At 30.4% G+C, this 19596-nt stretch carries 15 protein-coding genes; 5 read left to right on the plus strand and 10 right to left on the minus strand.

The features are described from left to right. Nucleotides 1-59: 59 nt before the first annotated feature. Together QWY99_RS18855 and QWY99_RS18860 are read right to left on the minus strand one after the other, a co-directional pair. Entirely contained in the window at nt 60-434 is a 375-nt protein-coding gene (locus QWY99_RS18855; protein ID WP_290267260.1) for a hypothetical protein, read from the minus strand. Nucleotides 435-544: 110 nt separating this feature from the next. Further along, nucleotides 545-1639, minus strand: coding sequence for a Ppx/GppA phosphatase family protein (locus QWY99_RS18860; protein WP_290267261.1), 1095 nt, complete (start codon nt 1637-1639; stop codon nt 545-547). A gap of 912 nt (nt 1640-2551) precedes the next feature. On the opposite strand from QWY99_RS18860, the gene QWY99_RS18865 reads away from it, so the two are divergent. Beyond that, a complete protein-coding gene (locus QWY99_RS18865; RefSeq protein ID WP_290267262.1) occupies nt 2552-2701 on the plus strand; it encodes a transposase in 150 nt (49 codons plus the stop codon). A 365-nt stretch (nt 2702-3066) separates the two neighbouring features. Then, a complete protein-coding gene (locus QWY99_RS18870; protein ID WP_290267263.1) occupies nt 3067-4293 on the plus strand; it encodes a site-specific integrase in 1227 nt (408 codons plus the stop codon). A gap of 876 nt (nt 4294-5169) precedes the next feature. On the opposite strand, the gene QWY99_RS18875 is transcribed toward QWY99_RS18870, so the two are convergent. Together QWY99_RS18875 and QWY99_RS18880 are read right to left on the minus strand one after the other, a co-directional pair. Continuing rightward, entirely contained in the window at nt 5170-6051 is an 882-nt protein-coding gene (locus QWY99_RS18875; protein ID WP_290267264.1) for an ImmA/IrrE family metallo-endopeptidase, read from the minus strand. Next, the gene (locus QWY99_RS18880; protein ID WP_290267265.1) at nt 6035-6400 is read right to left on the minus strand and encodes a helix-turn-helix domain-containing protein; all 366 of its coding nucleotides are present in this window, start codon (nt 6398-6400) and stop codon (nt 6035-6037) included. The genes QWY99_RS18875 and QWY99_RS18880 overlap by 17 nt, the downstream gene beginning before the upstream one ends. A gap of 393 nt (nt 6401-6793) precedes the next feature. On the opposite strand from QWY99_RS18880, the gene QWY99_RS18885 reads away from it, so the two are divergent. The 3 genes from QWY99_RS18885 to QWY99_RS18895 are packed head-to-tail and all read left to right on the plus strand — an operon-like array spanning nt 6794 to nt 8976. Further along, nucleotides 6794-7489, plus strand: coding sequence for a multiubiquitin domain-containing protein (locus tag QWY99_RS18885; protein WP_290267266.1), 696 nt, complete (start codon nt 6794-6796; stop codon nt 7487-7489). Then, nucleotides 7464-8639: a ThiF family adenylyltransferase gene (locus QWY99_RS18890; protein ID WP_290267267.1), complete on the plus strand. Its 1176-nt coding sequence runs from the start codon at nt 7464-7466 to the stop codon at nt 8637-8639. The genes QWY99_RS18885 and QWY99_RS18890 overlap by 26 nt, the downstream gene beginning before the upstream one ends. After that, nucleotides 8623-8976 (plus strand): ubiquitination-like system serine protease family protein, encoded by a 354-nt coding sequence (locus QWY99_RS18895; RefSeq protein WP_290267268.1) that lies wholly within the window; start codon nt 8623-8625, stop codon nt 8974-8976. Before QWY99_RS18890 ends, QWY99_RS18895 begins: the two co-directional genes overlap by 17 nt. A 63-nt stretch (nt 8977-9039) precedes the next feature. Here QWY99_RS18895 and QWY99_RS18900 read toward each other — a convergent pair whose 3' ends face one another. From QWY99_RS18900 to QWY99_RS18925, 6 genes are all read right to left on the minus strand, one after another. Beyond that, nucleotides 9040-12315 carry a DEAD/DEAH box helicase family protein gene (locus QWY99_RS18900; RefSeq protein ID WP_290267269.1) on the minus strand — a complete coding sequence of 1092 codons (3276 nt, stop codon included), beginning with the start codon at nt 12313-12315 and terminating at the stop codon, nt 9040-9042. A gap of 47 nt (nt 12316-12362) precedes the next feature. Next, nucleotides 12363-14063 carry a GmrSD restriction endonuclease domain-containing protein gene (locus QWY99_RS18905; protein ID WP_290267270.1) on the minus strand — a complete coding sequence of 567 codons (1701 nt, stop codon included), beginning with the start codon at nt 14061-14063 and terminating at the stop codon, nt 12363-12365. 2 nt (nt 14064-14065) lie between these two features. Then, nucleotides 14066-15328 carry a restriction endonuclease subunit S gene (locus QWY99_RS18910; protein ID WP_290267271.1) on the minus strand — a complete coding sequence of 421 codons (1263 nt, stop codon included), beginning with the start codon at nt 15326-15328 and terminating at the stop codon, nt 14066-14068. Further along, nucleotides 15325-17409 (minus strand): HsdM family class I SAM-dependent methyltransferase, encoded by a 2085-nt coding sequence (locus tag QWY99_RS18915; protein ID WP_290267272.1) that lies wholly within the window; start codon nt 17407-17409, stop codon nt 15325-15327. The genes QWY99_RS18910 and QWY99_RS18915 overlap by 4 nt, the downstream gene beginning before the upstream one ends. 65 nt (nt 17410-17474) lie before the next feature. Next, nucleotides 17475-18278: a nucleotidyl transferase AbiEii/AbiGii toxin family protein gene (locus QWY99_RS18920; protein ID WP_290267273.1), complete on the minus strand. Its 804-nt coding sequence runs from the start codon at nt 18276-18278 to the stop codon at nt 17475-17477. Next, nucleotides 18275-19096, minus strand: a complete 822-nt coding sequence (locus tag QWY99_RS18925) for a type IV toxin-antitoxin system AbiEi family antitoxin domain-containing protein (RefSeq protein WP_290267274.1) — start codon at nt 19094-19096, stop codon at nt 18275-18277. Before QWY99_RS18925 ends, QWY99_RS18920 begins: the two co-directional genes overlap by 4 nt. Nucleotides 19097-19596 lie beyond the last annotated feature (500 nt).

Raw genomic sequence — 19596 nt, forward strand, 5'->3', positions numbered from 1 at the left:
TGCAATAAAGTTTGATAATAGCGATTTGATGCAAAAAAGGATATAAGTTAAATTAATTATTATAATTTACCTGCAATCTCTTTTTTATATTTGTTCAAAAGGGCTTTTGTCATTCCTAGATTAGCTTTGTTTGAATCTACAGCTAAATAAATAAAATACTCATTATTTTCAGAGATATCAATAATGTGTATTTGATTTGTAAGCGTAATCATAATATCATCAATACTTTGAGATAATCCTAATGCGCTAATTGCATTTAATTTTGCTTTTACTACCTCAAGATTGAAAGCTGAAGCTAATTCTGGATCAAAACTATCAATTGATGAATCACTAAAATAAGAAATACCGCTTTTAATTTCGGTTACAGCAACTGCAATATAACCAGGAATGTTTTTTTTGATTTCATCCCCAAATTGTTTTAAAAAATCTGACATTTTAAATTGTTTTAAATTATTGTTTATATATTCAACTGTGTCTAATGTTTTTTAATAATTAAACAGAGATTAAATTAGTTTTAAAATTATTGCATTGCTTTTAGAGAATATCAAAAATTATTCTTGATTTTTTTGGATCGATCAACAATATAAGATACCAACCATGCAATTTGACCTTCTCTTGCAAAATAAATTTTCTTCGATTTTAAATCGGGGATACTTTCCAAGCAGGCTATTAAAATATTATTTCCAGAAATTAGATATCTCTGACTATAGGTGCTAATTACTTTGTCAGCATTTTTATTAGTTTTAGCCAAGTTTTCATATTTAACAAAGTTGTTTTTTAAAATAGCATCATAATTTACAATATCCTCCATTTTCATAGGTACAAAATGATCGTCATTACTATTATTATAATACAAAGTCGTAAAAGCCCAAAGAGCCCCTCCTGATAGATATATTTTCTTTTTCTGAAGTGACTGTGGTTTCGTATCTAACATTTCTTTTATCTTATCTCTTAAAAGAGGAGCATATTCAAAAGACTTTTCTTTGTATATCCCCATATCACTTATCTGCCTTTGATTTACAATTGTTTTATTTATTGCTTCAGTAAGAGTTATTGTGCCATAATCTAGTTTTAAAGGAAAAAACTCAAACTTATTATCATTAAGTACATCCACATAACCTCCTTTTGTATTGCCTCCTCCAATGTCAAGAATAATAGCATCCTGATACTCACTTGGAGGAATAGAACCTTTTAAAAGCATTTTTCCTTCTGTTTCGGCAGTAATAAAATCAAGATCTTTACCCGTTAAAAATTTTACTTTATCTATTAACAATTGTGTGTTTTTTGCTAATGCAACTCCAGAAGAGCCTACAATAAAAATATTTTCATTATCGACATTATATTTGTTTTTTATTTTTGTCAGATTTTCAAAAACAACAGATCCCGCTTTGTTAATATCTGATTCTTCTAGATTGCCATCAATAGAAATACCTTTTGCAATACCAATATTCTCTGTCCAAAACGATACGATATCGTAATCACCTTTTTTGATATTATTAACGTCTATTACCGAAATTTTGATTCCTTTACTTCCTATTTCAATTCCAGCATAGAGATTCTTTTGAGAGAATGAATCAATAGTGAAAAATAAATTCACAATAGTAAAAAGAGCAATCTTGATGATGTTTTTATTCTGCATGATATTCTGTTATTAATTTTTTTATTACAGTTTATTGTTTCTTTAGAATCATATAAATACAAATGATCTAAAAAATAGTATATATTGATTGGGAAAACAAGGTAAAATAGCAATAAGCTTATTAACCTAAAGAGATGTTATTTGAAGCATAATCGTTGTATTGTTGCAAAAGGATTAAAAAATAAAATTTAATCGTCTTAAGAATTTCAATCCCTGGAAGAATGATAAATTTAAACAACGGCAGTTTTAGCAATACAAGTTTTACATGTAAAATAGACTAAGACGAAATAACAGAGGTAGCTTTCAAGAATGGTTTTAAAAAAAAGTCAAGATTCTTGCGTAAAAGAAATAATTTTGGGCGCATAAATAATTAAATAATGTTAAGATCCAAATTGAGTCTAACGTTGGTTAAGTAGGATTAAAAAGTGCAAAATTAGACAAACATTTAGATATCTACTATATTATTCGACAAACTACTCAAAAAAACGACGAAATGCCGTTTTGTCGATAAAAGCATAATTTTAGGCCCTTAGACATTGACTTTTTTACAAATAAACTATTTTAACAAAACATTTTATTATGAATTATAGTATGTCAAAAAATTAGTTTTTAGCAAGTTTTTCTTTTGGAAATAATAGATTCCTAATCTGTTTTTATTTTTAAATTCCTCAAACCACTTTCTTCAAGATTATAAAAAAGCAGTTGATGTACCAGCGTTCGACATATCATTAATTACATCATGTTCTTTACTATTTTCTAAGCTGATCAAATATCACAGATTTTTAAAAAAGAAGATTATTGCCTAATTCTCCAACTTTCTCAACTAATCCATGAAAAACAGCTTACAATTTAAACCAACAACTTCAGGGAGTTGACAGTACCAATATGATAAACATATTGCCATGACCAAAATTGGCACATTGGCACAGAAAAGTAGAGGAATCAGGGTTTAAAAACTTTAATATCCTACTCAATACAATAACTTTTAACTACCAGTCAATCTTAAACTATTTTGATAATAGAAGCACCAATGCTTCTGCGGAATCTTTCAATGCAAAATAAAAGCGTTTAGATCTCAATTTAGAGGAGTGAGAAATATAGATTTCTTTTTATTCAGATTATCTAATCTTTTTGCCTAATCCCCAACTTTTGCACTTGACCCATGTTCGTCAAATGCTCGTCATAAGAAAACAAAAAAGCCTTCACATCACTGTAAAGGCTTGATTTTATTAGTGGTCCCACCTGGGCTCGAACCAGGGACCACCTGATTATGAGATAGACTATTAACTTTTGCATTCAATTGCATATAGCTTCAAAGCTATTGTTTTACAGCTGTTTATCATTTTTAAAAAATATTTTTGCTTCATCCAGTTTCACAATCTGCACTCATTTGTTGTACGTATGTTGAACTTTTAAAAATATTAAAAATGAAAGCTAGTGTGAAAATCATCCTAAAAAAGACAATGCTTAACGACGGCACTTTACCTGTCAATTTAAGAATAACCATTGATAGAAAATCGAAATTCTACAAAACACCTTACAATACTTTACCAAAATTTTGGAATGACAAAGCAGGCGAATTTACATCTAAATTCCCAAATTATTTACAATGCAATCGAATATTAAATTCAATAAAACAAGATGCTTCGAAAATATTAGATATAATGATTGAGGAAGGACATAACTTTTCCCTAGAATCGTTTGACTCACTTTTTAGACCTGAGGAAGTTAAAAAATTAAACTTTATTGCTTATTTCGAAGAAAGAAAGCTTCAATTAAAAGAATCTGGAAAAATAAGTTCCAGCAGTTCCTATCGTGACACTATCTCTGCTCTTACGAGATTTAAACCAACAACTACAACTTATGATTTCACAAAAATCAATTACGATTTTCTAATAGCTTTTGAATCCTACTTGCGAGCTCATGGCTGTAACGATGGTGGAATTGGTGTATATATGCGAAATATTAGAGCGATTTATAACTCAGCAATAAAATCTAAAATTGTTTCTAACGAGTTTTATCCTTTTAAAGATTATGTAATTTCTAAATTGAAATCAAGCAAAGTAAAGAAAGCTTTAAATAAAGAGGATTTACAATTATTATTAGACTATGACATATCTGAAAATAAAGAGGGTGCAAAAGCATTGTATGCTTATCTATTTAGTTTTTACTGTCGAGGCATGAATTTCACTGATTTGGCCGAATTAAAATGGGAAGAAGTTGATTTAAGCAACTTTTCTTATGTTAGAAATAAAACCGGAATAAAATTAAATGTAAAAATTCCTGACAATAATTACATGAGAAACATTCTAAACTACTTTAAAATTTATCGCCCATTTGATACCGATTATATTTTCCCAATTTTAGACAAAGATGAAAAGCTATACACAAAAGAAGAATTGAGAGATAGAAAAAAAAGTGTTTTAAATTATTATGGAAAACTTCTCAACACTATTGCACTTCAATGTGGAATCAAAAACAAAGTAACTTTTTATACTGCCAGACATACTTTTGCAACCTTATCTTTAAAAAAAGGTATCAATACCGTCATGATTAAACAAGCCCTAGGACATCAATCCATTAAAACTACCGAAACTTATCTAGAAGATTTCAATACAACAGAGCTAGATTTTGCCTTTGAGAACTTAATCTAAAATTATTGAAACTTTATAATCCACGGTTTTTTCCTTTATAATTTTCACAAAGAAAAAAAAAGAAAAAAAAAAGAAAGTCCTCACATTAGTGGAGGTTTCAAAATAAGTCAAGTTTTTTCGAAAAAATACTACCTCAATAGTTTTCAAGAATAGAAAGTGTGATTGTATTCTGAAGAGTAGTCATGAAAATATGCAGGTGGAGATTTTTTCGAAAACCCGCAGGGCTTGAACTTTACTTTTCGAAACCAGAACTTAGCTTTACTTTCTTTTTTTATTTTTTTTTAGCACGATGTTCTTGATTTACTTTTTCGGAAAAGCTCTTATGAAAATAGCAATCAAACATCCCCAAGCACCGCAAGGAGCAAAAGAAAGCGACACTCCCTTTTTCGAGGCAAGGAACTTTTTCTTGCGACAATCGAACCCCACCATAGATGCGGAGGTACAAAGCAAAACGAAGCGGATATAAGCGTGAAACGGCGGGGTAACTATATAATCAGCCTCGCTTTTTCTGCGGGACGTTCTTTATTCAAATGCAAAGTGATAACGGAGCAATCGCTGAAAAAACTAGGGCGACAGATATAATACTTCTGAATGTAATGGAGCAGAGCCTCCGGAGAGAAATGAAATGAAGCTGTATTGTGGATGTAATAGCCCCGCCGAACGCAGGAAGTGACCGTGTGAAGATGAGGACGAGGAAGCGTAGTGGTGGCTTGCCCATTTTCAGAGCTGGCCAACGCTATACTAACGAGTGGACTGCAGAATGGAGGAAGGAGGTTTTTTCTGCCGACGACCGACTGGAGCAGCCGAACGGAACAAAGCGAACGACCGGAGAGAGACCGCTTTATTGCCCGTTATTTCGTTAGGCCTTTTTATTCTTTATTGTAATATAATTTTAGTTTTGGTTGTTTTGTTTTCTCCTTTAGGAAATATTAAAACAAAAGCATTGTATGTATTGTCAAAATAGTGATATGTAAAGTCAACGTCTCCATTAAGGGTTTTTAGATTAATGGTACCATTTGTTTTCCACTTCTTTTTTAAAAAAAGATGGTCTCTAATAAATTCCCATTTGTAACCAAAATTTTCTGGCCATTCAATTGAGCCAAAATTGTTTAAGAATGATTCTGAGTGAAATGCATTTCTAAAATCACCATTTGCGACTCTACCTTTCTCTGATAAATTTTTAAGAACTAGTAAGCCACATCTAAATTTAGAATTCTCTACATAACGTCTAAAAGTTGCATGAACAGAAGCTCCAAAATAATTAGACAATTGCATTACAGAAGGCATTCCTAATTCAAATTTCTTAATTTCATTATCAAAACGGTCGCACTGAAAAAGAGTTACAGAAGCAAAATAATTTGCTTCATTCTCAAATTCTTCTTGAGTGTCTGGATCTAATGTCTCATCATCATCAAGGAATTCTAAGATTTTATTTTGCCAAGGGAGAACATTGTGACCCGTCTCATGTAAAGTAACAAAATTTTGTCTGGAGATAATTTGATTCATATCGAGATAAATCACTTTTTCTTTGCGATCTAAAAACCCTCTAATTTTTGACAAACCAGATTTAAGTACGTCAGAAAAAAGAGAAGTTTTATATTTCTTTTCTAATGATTTTAAATCAATACCTCCCGCAATATAAAGTTCCGAATATTGAACAATTTTATCAACAGGAGTTGGAAATACATCAAGTGCTTTAGAAGATTTTAGGATGTCTAAAGAAATATTTTCAATATCTTTTTTAGAGTGTAGTGTCATTATCTTTCTTATATTTTAAGAATTTAATAAAATCTACCACTTCTTTTTCTTCTTCTTCTGATAGCTTGTCTTTGTAAAAAGCAATTTCTCTTTCTAGTAAAGATTGTTTTGGTTTTGTTTCAGAATTTTCGCTTTTCTCAATAATACCCGAAGCATACAATAAAACATTTAAATCAATTTTATAAACATTCGCTAATTTATAAAGTATACTAGCTGAAGGTTTTTTAATTTTATCATTCTCTAACTGACTTAAGTAAGCATTAGATATACCGGTAGCAAGTTCTACGTCTCGAAGAGTTAAAGAGACGTTTTCTCTTGTATTCTTCAAGGTTTTACCTAAAGTTTCCATGATTAAATTTTTTACAAAGTTACTTAAAAATTAATTATATCAAAACCTTTGCTAATTATTTTTAGAAATTATATCAAAAAGCTTGCTAAGTAAATTTAGATTTTATACATTTGTAATGTAAAAATAGATAAATAAAAAAGACTAAATAGATAAATAAAAAAACCCAATCAAACTTGGCGGTCATGATTGGGTTATAGGGAATAAGTTTTTCGACGACTTTCAAATACTTAGGCTTATCACCTCAGTATCCCTCTGTTTTGTTGTGTAAATCTAATACGTTTTTTAATAAAAACAAATTTTTAGCAACAAAAACCGCTTGAAACTCATAACTCCAAGAGTTTTTAAAGGATTAGGAGTGTTAAATTTTTTTAAAAATTAAAAAAACACTGTATTATGAATACAAAAATAGACGGTCAGGATGACCATAGTAAAAGACCTTCGTTAGAATTGATTATTGAAGGGAAAAAGTTTCAGTGGTTTGAACAGTATATTACTGGCAAACAATTAAAAGAATTGAGAGGGCTTCCTCTTGATTGTGAATTATTTTTAGATATTATTGAACCTTGGAAAGATGATGCTATATTGAATGATGAAGTTGTTGACTTAGCAAGATCTGGAATTGAGCAATTTTATGTCAAGCAGAAATTAAAGTACTCTATTGATGGGAAAAACTTTGAAACTGATAAGCAGTATATTAAAGGTTCTCAAATTAGGAGACAAGGCAATATTCCTGATGATTATCAAATCTTTTTGGATAATAAACAGCCATGGCAGGATGATTTAATTGAAGATGATGAAATCGTTGACTTGGCCAGACCAGGTAAAGAGAAATTTTATTCAAAAGAAAAGCCATTTTCAGTAGAACTTGTTGTCAATCTTAAGCCAAAACCTTGGACAGAAAAGACTATTAGTTTTGAGCAAGTCATTGCATTAGCTTATGGCAATTATGATCCAAATCCGGGGAAAGGTTACACGGTTACTTACGACAGAGGGCCTCATCAAAATCCAGAAGGAACGATGGTAAAAGGACAATCAGTATTTGTTAAACATAAAATGATATTCAATGTCAAACAAACTGATAAATCGTAGTACAGACTTAAAACGTCTTCGAGATGAAGGTTATGAAATTGAGGTAAGAGGTGGACATTTAATTGTCCACCACATACCTTATATTAATAGTAACCGAGAGGTAAAAATAGGCAAGCTTATTTCTACCCTTTTGATGAGCAATGAAGTTACCTTGAAACCAGATAATCATGTTATCAATTTTATGGGAGAACACCCATGTAACAACGATGGTAGTATTATAACTTCTATTCAACACGTTGCTGTTAATCAACAATTGTTTAATGATATAATTTTGAATCACTCTTTTTCAAATAGACCACCAAACGGTTATGATAATTATTATGACAAAGTAACACGTTATGTTGAATTGATAATTGCTCCTGCAAAATCGATTGATCCCAAGGTTACTGCAACTACGTTTAGAGTCATGGAATGCAGTGAAGAAGAATCGGTGTTTCGATATTTAGATACGAATTCCAGCAGGGCGAATATTAATTTTATAAATGAAAAATTTAAAGGCCAACGAATAGGGATTATTGGATTGGGTGGTACCGGATCTTATATTTTAGATCAAGTAGCCAAAACTCCTGTAGATGAAATACTCCTGTTTGACAATGATGAATTTTTGCTACACAATGCTTTTAGAGCACCCGGCGCACCAACTATTAAAATATTGAATGAGCAACAAATGAAAGTAGATTATTTTGCTTCTATTTATTCTAATATGCGCAGAGGAATTATCCCATACGCAGAAAAGATAACCGAACAAAACATTGAACTACTTAAAAGATTATCATTTGTGTTTATTTGTATTGATAGCAACAGTGCAAGAGGTATGATAATTTCGCATCTTAAAAAATTTCAGATTCCATTTATAGATGTTGGTCTTGGCGTTGAAATTGTTGAGGATAGTCTTGCTGCCATTTTAAGAACAACACTTGGCACTCCATCAAAACATGATCATATATTCGATAGGATTGGAACCGTTGATACGGACGACAATGAATATTCCACCAATATTCAAATTGCCGATCTTAACGCTATGAATGCATTACTGGCTGTTTTAAAGTGGAAAAAACTCAATGGTTTTTATAAGGATTTAAAAGAAGAGCATCATAGTACTTACACTGTAAATACCGGACAATTATTAAACGATGATTATACAACATAAGTTTATTGAATTTGTACCAGACGTTTTAGAGGATGGAGTCCTTTATATCTCTGTCGAGTATTGTTCGGCGATACACAAATGTGTTTGCGGTTGTGGGAACCAAGTGGTAACGCCGCTATCTCCTACTGACTGGCAACTTACTTTTGATGGAAAAAATGTTTCACTAAGCCCTTCTATTGGCAACTGGAATTTTGATTGCAAGTCTCATTACTGGATCAGGAAAAATAAAATTGTTTTTGCCAGATTGTGGACTGATGAAGAAATTAAAGAAGGCAGAGAAAAGGATAAAAAATTGAAAAAAAAATACTTTTTCAGCTGGAAAAAAAAGAAAAAATGATTCTTTTGGCAAAGAAAAAACAGGCTATAAAAAGCCTGTTTTTTTTATTAGGACAGATAAATATTATTTGTAATCAATTAAACTTCTCTCAAAATCGTCACACATTTGATTTAGAATATCCTTTGTTTCCCTTTTGAAAAAATCTCCTAAATCTTTATTCATAATCGTGTATTTGCGGTATAATTTATTAAAATCGATATAGATTTCTTCTTGTGAGAATGCCGAACCACCATCTTTAATTTTTGCTATTAACCGTTTACCCATTTCATCTGCTCTGATGAAATCAAAAAAAGTGTCAATCTTACTTTCAAAGTCTACAATCAATTCTGCTACAGCTTCTTCTTCTTGATTGCGTTTTTCAATTACTTTTAAAATATTGTATTTGAATTTGTTTTCGCCGTATTCACCATTAGGTTCACCAAGTACCTTTGGTTTTATATCCTTAACCACATAATCTTGAGGAGCAACAATTCCTATTTTGTTATCAAAATATATTTCTACATCATCAATAACTTCATTGTCTTTATTGATTTGACTGTAAATAATATTGAATTTACGCCAGAATTGTAGAAATAATTCCTCACTATACTTTTTGTCTAATTCAATTACAAACTCTATTAGGTTTAAAATTTTGAAATAAGCACTAACTATTTTTTTAAGTTTTTTTGCTTCTTTCTTTTCATTAGTTATAAATCTTGTAAAATCATTATCAATTTCCAAAATAATGTTTATATCAGCATTTGTAGTATTATATTCTTGGAAGGATTTAAAATGTTTTTTAAATAAATCATTCTCTTTTAATTCCTTTAAATATATTTCTAATTTCTCTTCGTCTCCTAATGGGTCAAAATCTGATACTACTACATTACTAAAATGCTCAAAAGCCAATTTGATGTTTTTTACATTGACATTCTTATACGACAAATCAATAATCTTGCAATCGTTTTTATACTTGGTGGTTCTGTTTACTCTTGAAATAGTTTGAATAGCATTAATACCTCTAATTTCTTTGTCTAAAAATAGTGTATGTAATTTAGGTTCATCAAAACCAGTTTGTAATTTATCAACAACGATTATTAAACCATTTTTGGCTAATTTGAAATTTTGTAGTACTTGTTTTTCGCTTAAACCATCATTTACACTATTACTACTTGGTTGGTCTTGACTGTCAGAATACACAATATAAATTGGTGCATCTTTAAACCTTTCATATTTCTTTTGTTCAACTAATGCTTTATATTGCTTATCGATTAACCTTTTATACTTGATAGCGTTTGGAATTGATGATACAGCCAACATTGCTTTACCAGTTCCTCTAATATTGTGATACACCGTTGTAACTAATCTTTCTGAAATGAATTTTGCAATAGCTTCTATTCTTTGCGGATTGGAATAGATTTTCTTTTTACGGATGGCATATTTTTTACCTTCTTCATCTATTCCTGTATCTGTACCATCTGGAATTTCTTCATAACCCATTGACATTTCAAATCCTTCTAATTCATTATCTGGAATTTCAAAATACATTTTGGCAGATACCGGCACAATACCTTTTATTGGATTTAAAATGAAACCATCTTCAATGGCTTCTTTCATTGTATAGCTATCAAATGGTATCCATATTTTCTCGGCTTCGGCATATTTATTATATTCTCCAAAACGAGCTAATGTATGATCGCTTGGTGTTGCTGTAAAACCAATTATCAAATTCTTTTTATTGGTTGTTGCCTGGTATTGTTTGTTAGTATCAAAACTACTTTGTAATTCATCAAAAACACTAATCATTTCTTCGTGTTGTGCTCCGCTATTGCTTCTGTGTATTTCATCAATTAAAAAAGCTATTCTTAATTTTGAAAGCTTTGTAGTAACTTCATCATCTAAAATATCTTTTACTGTAGCAAACTTTTGAACATTGACAACAATTACTCTTTTATCGCTACTCAAAGCAGTCATAAAACTTTTTTTGTCTGAAGCTTCAAGGAACATTCCTTTTTGAATGTTCATATTGTGAAGCATGGTATCTAATTGGTCACGAAGCTGTAATCTATCAACAACTAACATTACTTTATCGTAAACATAGTTTCCCTCTTTGCGATAATCTTTTAATTGTAAAGCTGTCCAACCAATAATATTACTTTTTCCAAATCCTGCTGCATATTGCAATAGTAATGAATAGACATTTTTATTGTTTTGATATTTTTGCCTTTTGGTAATTAAATCTTTTATTTGATTGTCACCTAATCCTTTTAATTTTAGTTCGTTTTCGAGTTTTGTGATAAAATAATCAGGTTCGTTTTCGTGTTCCAAAAACTCATTGATTTTATTAATTATTTTATCTGTACCAAATTTTTGTTTTGGTCTTGGACTTATTAAACGCCCATCATTGTGCTTGTATTCTTTGGTTTTACTTCCTTCTTTTTTAACTAATTCACGCTCTATAAAATTGTAATAGAGAATTTCTTTCTCAATCATTTTTTTATCGTACAATGCCTTGAAAACCTCTTCAAACTTATTTAGTTTATCGGCTTCTTTGTTTAAAAGTGGATATGGTTTAAAATCTTTTAAAACCTTTTTATTGTAGTTTTCAAAATCATAATCGCCAGTAGCAACCGTAGCTTTTATTTCTTCAAATTGATTGGAAATGTTTCTAATTACATAGGTTTCATTAATATCTGTTGAAGTTATGTGAATTGCCTTTTCAAATATTTTTAGGAAATCTTTTTTGATGCTTTGCGATAGGTCATTTCCATCTGCAATTTGTAAATATTCCTGAACTGCCGAAAGATAATCTTTAGCTACTTTTTTTCTGCCGTTTGTTTTAGCATTTTGATTGTTCCAATTGCTTTTTAACTCACTATATCCCAGAAAAATACCATTCAAGAAAAAGGATAAATCAGGACGAAAAGAAAATCGAGGTTTACCATCGTATTTAAAAGTATAAGGCAACTCTTGAACTATAGAAAATACATTCTCTTCAAACAATTTATCTTCGTGGGTTTCGCTTCCGCTTGGATAAAATAGATGCAACTTTATACCCTCGAAAGTAACGGATTTATTGGTGTTAATAAACAAAGCCATATTCATTGACGACTTTACTTTTTCGTCAAGAAACAAAGTAAAAGCATTCATTAACTCTTTTTCGTTATTAGAAAACTTGCGTAATAGTTTTTTATAATTGTCTTTGTTTAATGATGTTTCAGAAATAAATTGCTTTAAATTTTCATTAATAAAGAATTGAGCCGAAACTGTATTGGCTTTAGCTTCTTTGTATTGCAAACCGTCTGGACGCTCACAAAAAAAGTGTACTAAATATTTGTCTTGTAAATCGAGTTCGTTCATTTTGATTGAATTATTTATTTGAAAAGCATTAGAAAACTATATTGTATTTAGCTTTCTTGTTCTTCCAATTCCTCTGTATCTTCGTAAACTTCTAATACATCAAAGTTATTTTCTTGTTGAATAATGAATTTACTCAAAGCTTTAGTTATTCTATCTAATCTGTTGTGATAAAAAGCCTCATAATTATTATCCCAAATGCCGTCTTTTTCAACATCAATGAAATGTGTTTTCATTGTTTCATTTAGTTCATCATTCTTTTTATGAAAATCTTTCATATAGTTAGATGGACTTTTAGCTCGAATTACATTTTTATTCAGGAAACCATCAACAATTGTAATATTTACAATATGATTTACAAAAAATCCATCCCAATTTTTAGCGTTCTTTTGTAACCAAGATTTTGGGAAGAAATGATGATAATTTTTACTTGATGCAATTTTTAACCAACTGTTATCAATAATTACATCCAAATTATTATCAAAAGATTTTGGTTTCTGTTTTGCATACAAACAAAGAATAGCTTTAATAAATGATTTTCCTGTACTGAACCAACCATTAGTTTCTACAAATTCTTTATTCACATTAACTGCCCATTCGTATTTAGGTAATTCTCCTGCAATGATTTTATCAATTTTTGCTATATCTTGAACTAACTTACCTTCAACACCAGAAGAGTATCTAAAACCTAATGAAGTTCTCCAAAAGAAATCTTCTAAACGTTTTTTCATATCTCCTGTTGGATTGTGTTTGTGTTTGTAAAAGAAGTAGCTAAAAGGAACAAGTAAAGCATTGTATGGTAAAATCCTTCCAACTGCAATACCGTAACTTCTAAAGAAATCGATACTACTTTTTATACATTCTACTGCATCACTCCAAATAGCAATAAACTGCATTTTATCTAATTTCAAAATTGTTTTTCTAGTGCAATCTTTTTCTAATAAAATTGAAATAACTTGAAGTATTGTTGAAGATGGAATTGTATCATAATGACTTGCACTTAATTCAGCACTTAATTCCTCATATTTTTCGGAAAGATCAAAAGTTACATCCTGTGAATTTGCAATATTTTTATCAGCTGGAAAAATATGGTATGTTTTTGCAACCATAATTTCAAAAAGTGTTAATGCTTTTCCACCAACATTTAAACGTGTAAAAACTTCTGTTGCAACATCGATAGGTGCATTTTTAAGATTAATAACCGAAAATGTATATCCGGTTAATACTTCTTTATAATGTTCTAGTTTTGAATGATGCTCTTCTGGGTAAGCCGCTAATTTCATTAAACTGCCTTTCATCAATTCAGTTATCTTGATAATGTCGGTAGCTTTTTTACCTTCAATTTCAGTAGTTACAATATCTTCATCTGGATTGGCTAATAAATCAATATAGATTTCTGAATAATCACAAGGTTTTCCATCATCTTCTTTGATAGTAACGCCTTTTAATGCAGCATATAATGATGTTAATCTTTGTTGGCCATCTAAAACATAATTTACATATTCGCCGTGATTAGGTTCTGGTAAAGTAATGTTTCCTAAATTTCTAACCGACCGCAAACGCTCATTAGTTCTCCAATAAATAAAAGTTCCAATCGGATACCCTTTCATTATACTATCTAATAATTTAGCGGATGCCTTAATACCCCAAACAAATTTTCTTTGAAATTGAGGTATTTTAACTTGACCTGTTTCTATCTCACTAATTAAATCTGCATATTTAACAGGAATGTTTTCTAATGTTGCTGCCATACTTAATCTTTAGTTACATTTATTTTACCCGTTACGGCATCATTTATTAATGTTTTTCGTAATTCTTTCAGCGTTTGCATTTGTGTATTGATGTTTGAAACAATTTTATCAATTGTTTGTGTTTTATTGTCTAAATAATTGGCAATTTTTGTTTGTTCTTTTAAAGGTGGAAATGCAATATTTATAACTGCCATTTCATTATTCATAATTTTTGCACCGTTAGTATCAATTCTTTTGTTGTGTGTTGCACTTTCCTGTAATGCATATACCACATAATCTAAATCTAAATTTCTTCTTTTTGGAATTAAAGTACCACAAACATTTGTACAATTGAACTTCCCACTTCTTCTAAAAACAGTTCCCGCATTTGCTCCATCTGTCGTCCAAGTCAATAAATCATTATCAAAGTCATAAGTTTCAATGAAACCTAGACAACCATTATTTTCAGTTTGAGAGGAATATACTGGATATTTACCCTGTTCTACCAATAACTCTTGACCAATTACACGACCTCTCCCAATATAAAATAAATCTTTAATTCTCTCTATCTTCCAATGTTCTGGAATATCATTAATGTAATTTATATTGCTGTCTTTAAATTTTACATTTTTATCTAATCCTTTACAAACCGTTTTATTTATCAAGCTTTTTCTATATTCTTTGTAGTAGTTGGCTTTTTGGGTTAATAGGTTTATTTTTTTGTCTATGGCTTGGGTTTTGTTGTTTAAAAAAGTTACTATTTCTTTTTGTTCTTCAACTTTTGGAAAGTAAATAAATAAATTTTTAATAGCTTCTTGATTTATATTTGGATCTTTTCGAGTTCCATCTGCGAAAATTTTCCAACTACTTCTGAAGAACTTTAAGAAATAAAAAAAGTATTCCGAATTCAATTTATTACTCGGTAAAATTGCACATACAGACTGATTAATAGTCGAAACTTTTTTTAATATACTGTTTTTTCCAATTGTTCCAAAACCACCATACATAGCGACTAAAATAGTGTCTATTGGTAAAAAAGTCATATTGCATTCTTCTAAAGCAATATCTGTAATTTTATATTCAACTTCATATAATTCGCCATCATTTAAATCTGTAGTCCGAACCCAATTATGAATTCCTTCCGAATAATATTTTTTTGTTTGACTGTGAGGAGTTGTTCCTGATTTTGTTTTAGCCAAATCTTTCACTCTTTTAATGTCCCAATCATTTGGTATATCACCTAACCAATCAATTTCAGATGATTTGTATTTATCGTACTTAATCATATTGCTAATTCTTTTTCAAGGTTAGCTAACTCATTTTCTAACTCCGTTAAATCGGCAGTTATTTCAATAATATCTCTTAATGCTTCTGGCTTATAGAAGACTTTATTGAAATTAATTTCAACACCAATACTATTTTCTAAATATTCAAAAGGTTTGGTTACATATTTTGCCATAAAATCGGCAATGTATTTTTGGTTTGTTTCTTCAATTGGACTGTATGGGATAACCTCATAATCTTTTTGAAAGTCTTTTGTGAGTTCAGCAGTTACTAAAATATGTTCTGCTTTGGTTTTAGTCGCTTTTTTATAGGAAGATTTGATAACTATTTTACCATTACCTAAAAAACTTTCTTTTTGCTTTTTGTCTTTTACTACAATACTTTCTTTGTTATTATCATAGGTAAATGAATTACCTTGATTATCAAATAATATAAAAGCATCATCTTTATAATCAATACTATTTACAAAAACTTTATAATAATTTTCAAAATAATCTGATAAACTTGAATAGGAATTTTTGTCAAACTCTGTTATTTCGGTTTGGTTGATAGCTTTCATTCCATTTTCTTTGAAACTATCTACAACTAAAATACTTTTTACTTCAATCTTAATGCTTTTTTCTTCTTTTACTTCACCATCTTTAGTGACTTTGTTTGGCATTTCAATAGCATTACGAAACTCATCAACATTAGTAAGCATAATGCTTTGTTTGTTGTAATAAAAATGCCATTTATCGAATACTTTACTAAACTCGTTTGGTTTGAATTCAGTTAAAGCTTTTACAATGTCTAATCTATTTTCAACGCTCATTTCTTTACGTTTTTTACCTTTACTTTTCTTTAACGGCACAAACAAATCAGCTGCATTGATAAGCATTACTTTATCTTTTCTTTCGGCTACTTTGTTTTTATTGAAAATCCATAAATAAGTATAAATACCCGTATTGAAAAATTCATCCGTTGGCATTTGTATTATAGCCTCAACCCAATCATTATCAAAAATATACTTTCTGATGTTGCTCTCTCCACTTTTCGCATCGCCACTAAATAAAGCAGAACCATTATGCACTACAACTCCTAAACCTGTATCTGATAATTGAAAAAGGTTGTGTTGAGCAAATAAAAGTTGCCCATCTGATATTGCAGGTAATGCTACAAAACGTTCGGTTGTGTCATTATAAATATCTTTTTTATAACCATCCCACGGAATGCCGTGTGGTGGATTTGCAACTATGATGTCAAAACGTTTTTCTATAAATGAAATATTTGTTAATGTATTACCATAACGAATATCACTATCGTTTCTAAAACGACTTTCAATTTTAGCTAAAGCAAATAAGCTATCGCTCCAATCTTCGCCAAATGTTTTAGTTGGTCTTTTGTATTTTTCTTTAATTTTATCTTCAACCCCAAAAAGTAGATTTCCTCCACCACACGTTGGATCATAAATCGTTAAGAAGCTATCATTGTCCTCAATTTTTGAGAGAATAATTTCTGTAATAAGCCAAATAATATCATCTGGTGTGTATTGTTCTCCAGCTGTTTCGGCAGAAATATCTGCCCATTTCCTTTTAATGTGTTCCTCTAAAGTTGTAATTTCAGAATTATTAAAAGGCGTTAAATCAATTTCACTCCAAGTTTGAACCGTTTCAAATAAAATACGTTTCTTTTTTAGCTGTCCGCTAATGCCAGAAATATCCAAGAACTTTTCTTCTTCAGTTCCTTTATCAACTCCCAATAAATATTTTGTTTCTGGGTCAAATGCTTTTAAGTAAGCGTGAAAATCAACATCAAAAGCTTTATCATTTTTACAAATGTCTTTTAGTGTTTTATTTTTTCTGATTACAAAATCATTATATCCTAAACCTTCTAATTGAAACATTTCTATGAAATCCTCAATATCAATATCGCCAATTTCTTCTTTCAGTCTTTTAGCTTCTCTTACTAATCTACTTTCTACCATTAAAAGAGCAAAAAAAGGCATCATAAATTTCGGAAAATCACTTTGTTTTATGCCTGATGCAATTAATAAATTTGCTGTTTTCCAAATATCACTCTCGTATTTTAGTATGTTTATGCTCATTTTTATTTTTTATTTTTATTTACTACTAAAACTTTCATAGCAATAGTAAAAGCTTCCATTGTTTTTTAAATCTTCCAATTTTTGATTTGCCTTTGCACTTCTCTTTGTACTTGGTCAAAATCAGGCAGGTCTTTAATTTGATCACTCATAGATTTTTGCCATCTAGCTTTGTATTGTGGTAGTTTTTGCTCCATTTTCTTGTGAAAATCTCCTGGACTCAATTCCTTGCTTACGCATTTGTTGATAAATTCGGGTGTAAAATAATCTATATCCATTCCATGTACTTCGAGCAGATACCAAATATCATAATAATCTCTTGGTTGCATTCGTTGCATCACGCATCGGAGTTTTTCCACCAGCACTTCTTCCAGGGGATAGCATAAGAGATTGTACTTCTCTAAATCTGTATATTCGAAAATGGCTTGTTTTACTATTGGTTCAAATTCTAATTTTTCGCTTCTTGAAATATCAACTTTCACTTTTTTATTATTTCCAGAACCTCCAAGTGGTCCAACATAACTGATGTAAAAATTGATTCCCCCATCCTCGTGTTCATTGTTGTCAATTATCTCTAAAGGAATGTTTGCTTCTTCTTTCACATACTCAAAAATTTCGTTGAACCATTCGAAGATTTGTTCGTTTCTGATGTCGTTGTTTAGCAATGTGAAATCTAAATCTTCCGAAAAACGATAGTCTGCGAAATAGACCTTTTTGAGAACGGTTCCACCTTTGAAAACGATCAATTTTGAAAGTTGTTCGTGTTGAGACACACCGTTAAGAATCCAGGAAAGAATGTAATCTTTTTCGATTTGTTGATCACGTACTTGGACTTCACGTGCTTTTTTTTGTATTTCACCCGGTTTTATCATGTGTAAATAGCTGACTTAATTGTTTCTGTTTCTAAATTTTGTTGAATACTCCAACGACTTATCATTTTGCCGGATTTTGGCAATTCTGTATCAAGTTGTATGTAAGAGGCTGTTTTCATATTCAATAGCTCTTGGACAATTTCATTGTCTATTTCCAAGATTTCCAAGAGAAATCCCAATCGTTTTACAACTGCTTGAGATTTGAATTTTTTGGTGTAATCTAAGAGTTTTTTAAAGTTAATTTTGTCTCTCGTTTCATGTATGGCTTTGGCAATTTCGACAATACCTCCCGCATAATCGGGCTTAAAGAGACAATCCACTATGGTTTTTTCTAAATCTGAGCACTGTACTTTATTGAAATCATCAATCCATATTTTTTTTTCGCCGAAGAAATGATTTTCGTTGTGATAGATAAATTGAAATGTGATGTCTTTGATTTTAATTTCCGATGGCCTCATTTGTTTAGACACCACAATTTGTTCTTTAAGCGAAGGCTGAGTAATGAGATTGTGGATTTGCAATGCAGAATAGTAGCCAATATAATGCTTCGCATCCTTTACGAGATACTGTGCAATTAAATGCCAATCGGGCATAAAAGTTTCCGGATTCTCTTCATAAGGAATTATATAATAGACACCTTCTTTTAGCCTCATTAAAAGACCTCTTTTCGTCATGTCGCTAAGCAATTCCCTTACAGCACTTTCTTTTGATTCGGGCAAAGCTTGTAGTGCTGCCTTAGAATCAAAACATAGCAAATCCTTACTATTAAAATAGGAAAGAATCTCATTAGATTGTGTAGATATATATTTATGCCTCATAGTCAACATATCAGGTTTAACCTGACTACAATGATACAAAATATAATAATGCCAATAATTATTTATTTAGCAAAATTTACATACCATAGTTATATTATCAGGTTTAACCTGACAATATGGATACGAAATATAATTATACTAACCCGTTTATCTCTTATCTTTTGTTTCTCTATCAAAAGCAATCAAATTAAACATTTAATCACTATTTTATATTGTTTATTCGGAGTTCATGAATGCTCATCCTCATCGCTTGTTTTTTGCGGTTTTATCGAAAGCGACGAGGATGAACATTTGCTTTAAACGTGAACGAACCAGATTCCCATAAGCGTTTTCCAATTTGGATACCGATAAATTTATGGTAATGTGAGTCACTGAATTGTTTTCGACAAACTGTTCGTAGCGACTGATGAGTATTTCGGCCATTACGTTGCAATCATTCCCAAAGTGCTTGATTTGTTGCCGTTAGAAAATTATAAAATGGTCTTTCATGGTAATGGAAA

Source organism: Flavobacterium branchiarum, assembly GCF_030409845.1.
Taxonomy (GTDB): domain Bacteria; phylum Bacteroidota; class Bacteroidia; order Flavobacteriales; family Flavobacteriaceae; genus Flavobacterium; species Flavobacterium branchiarum.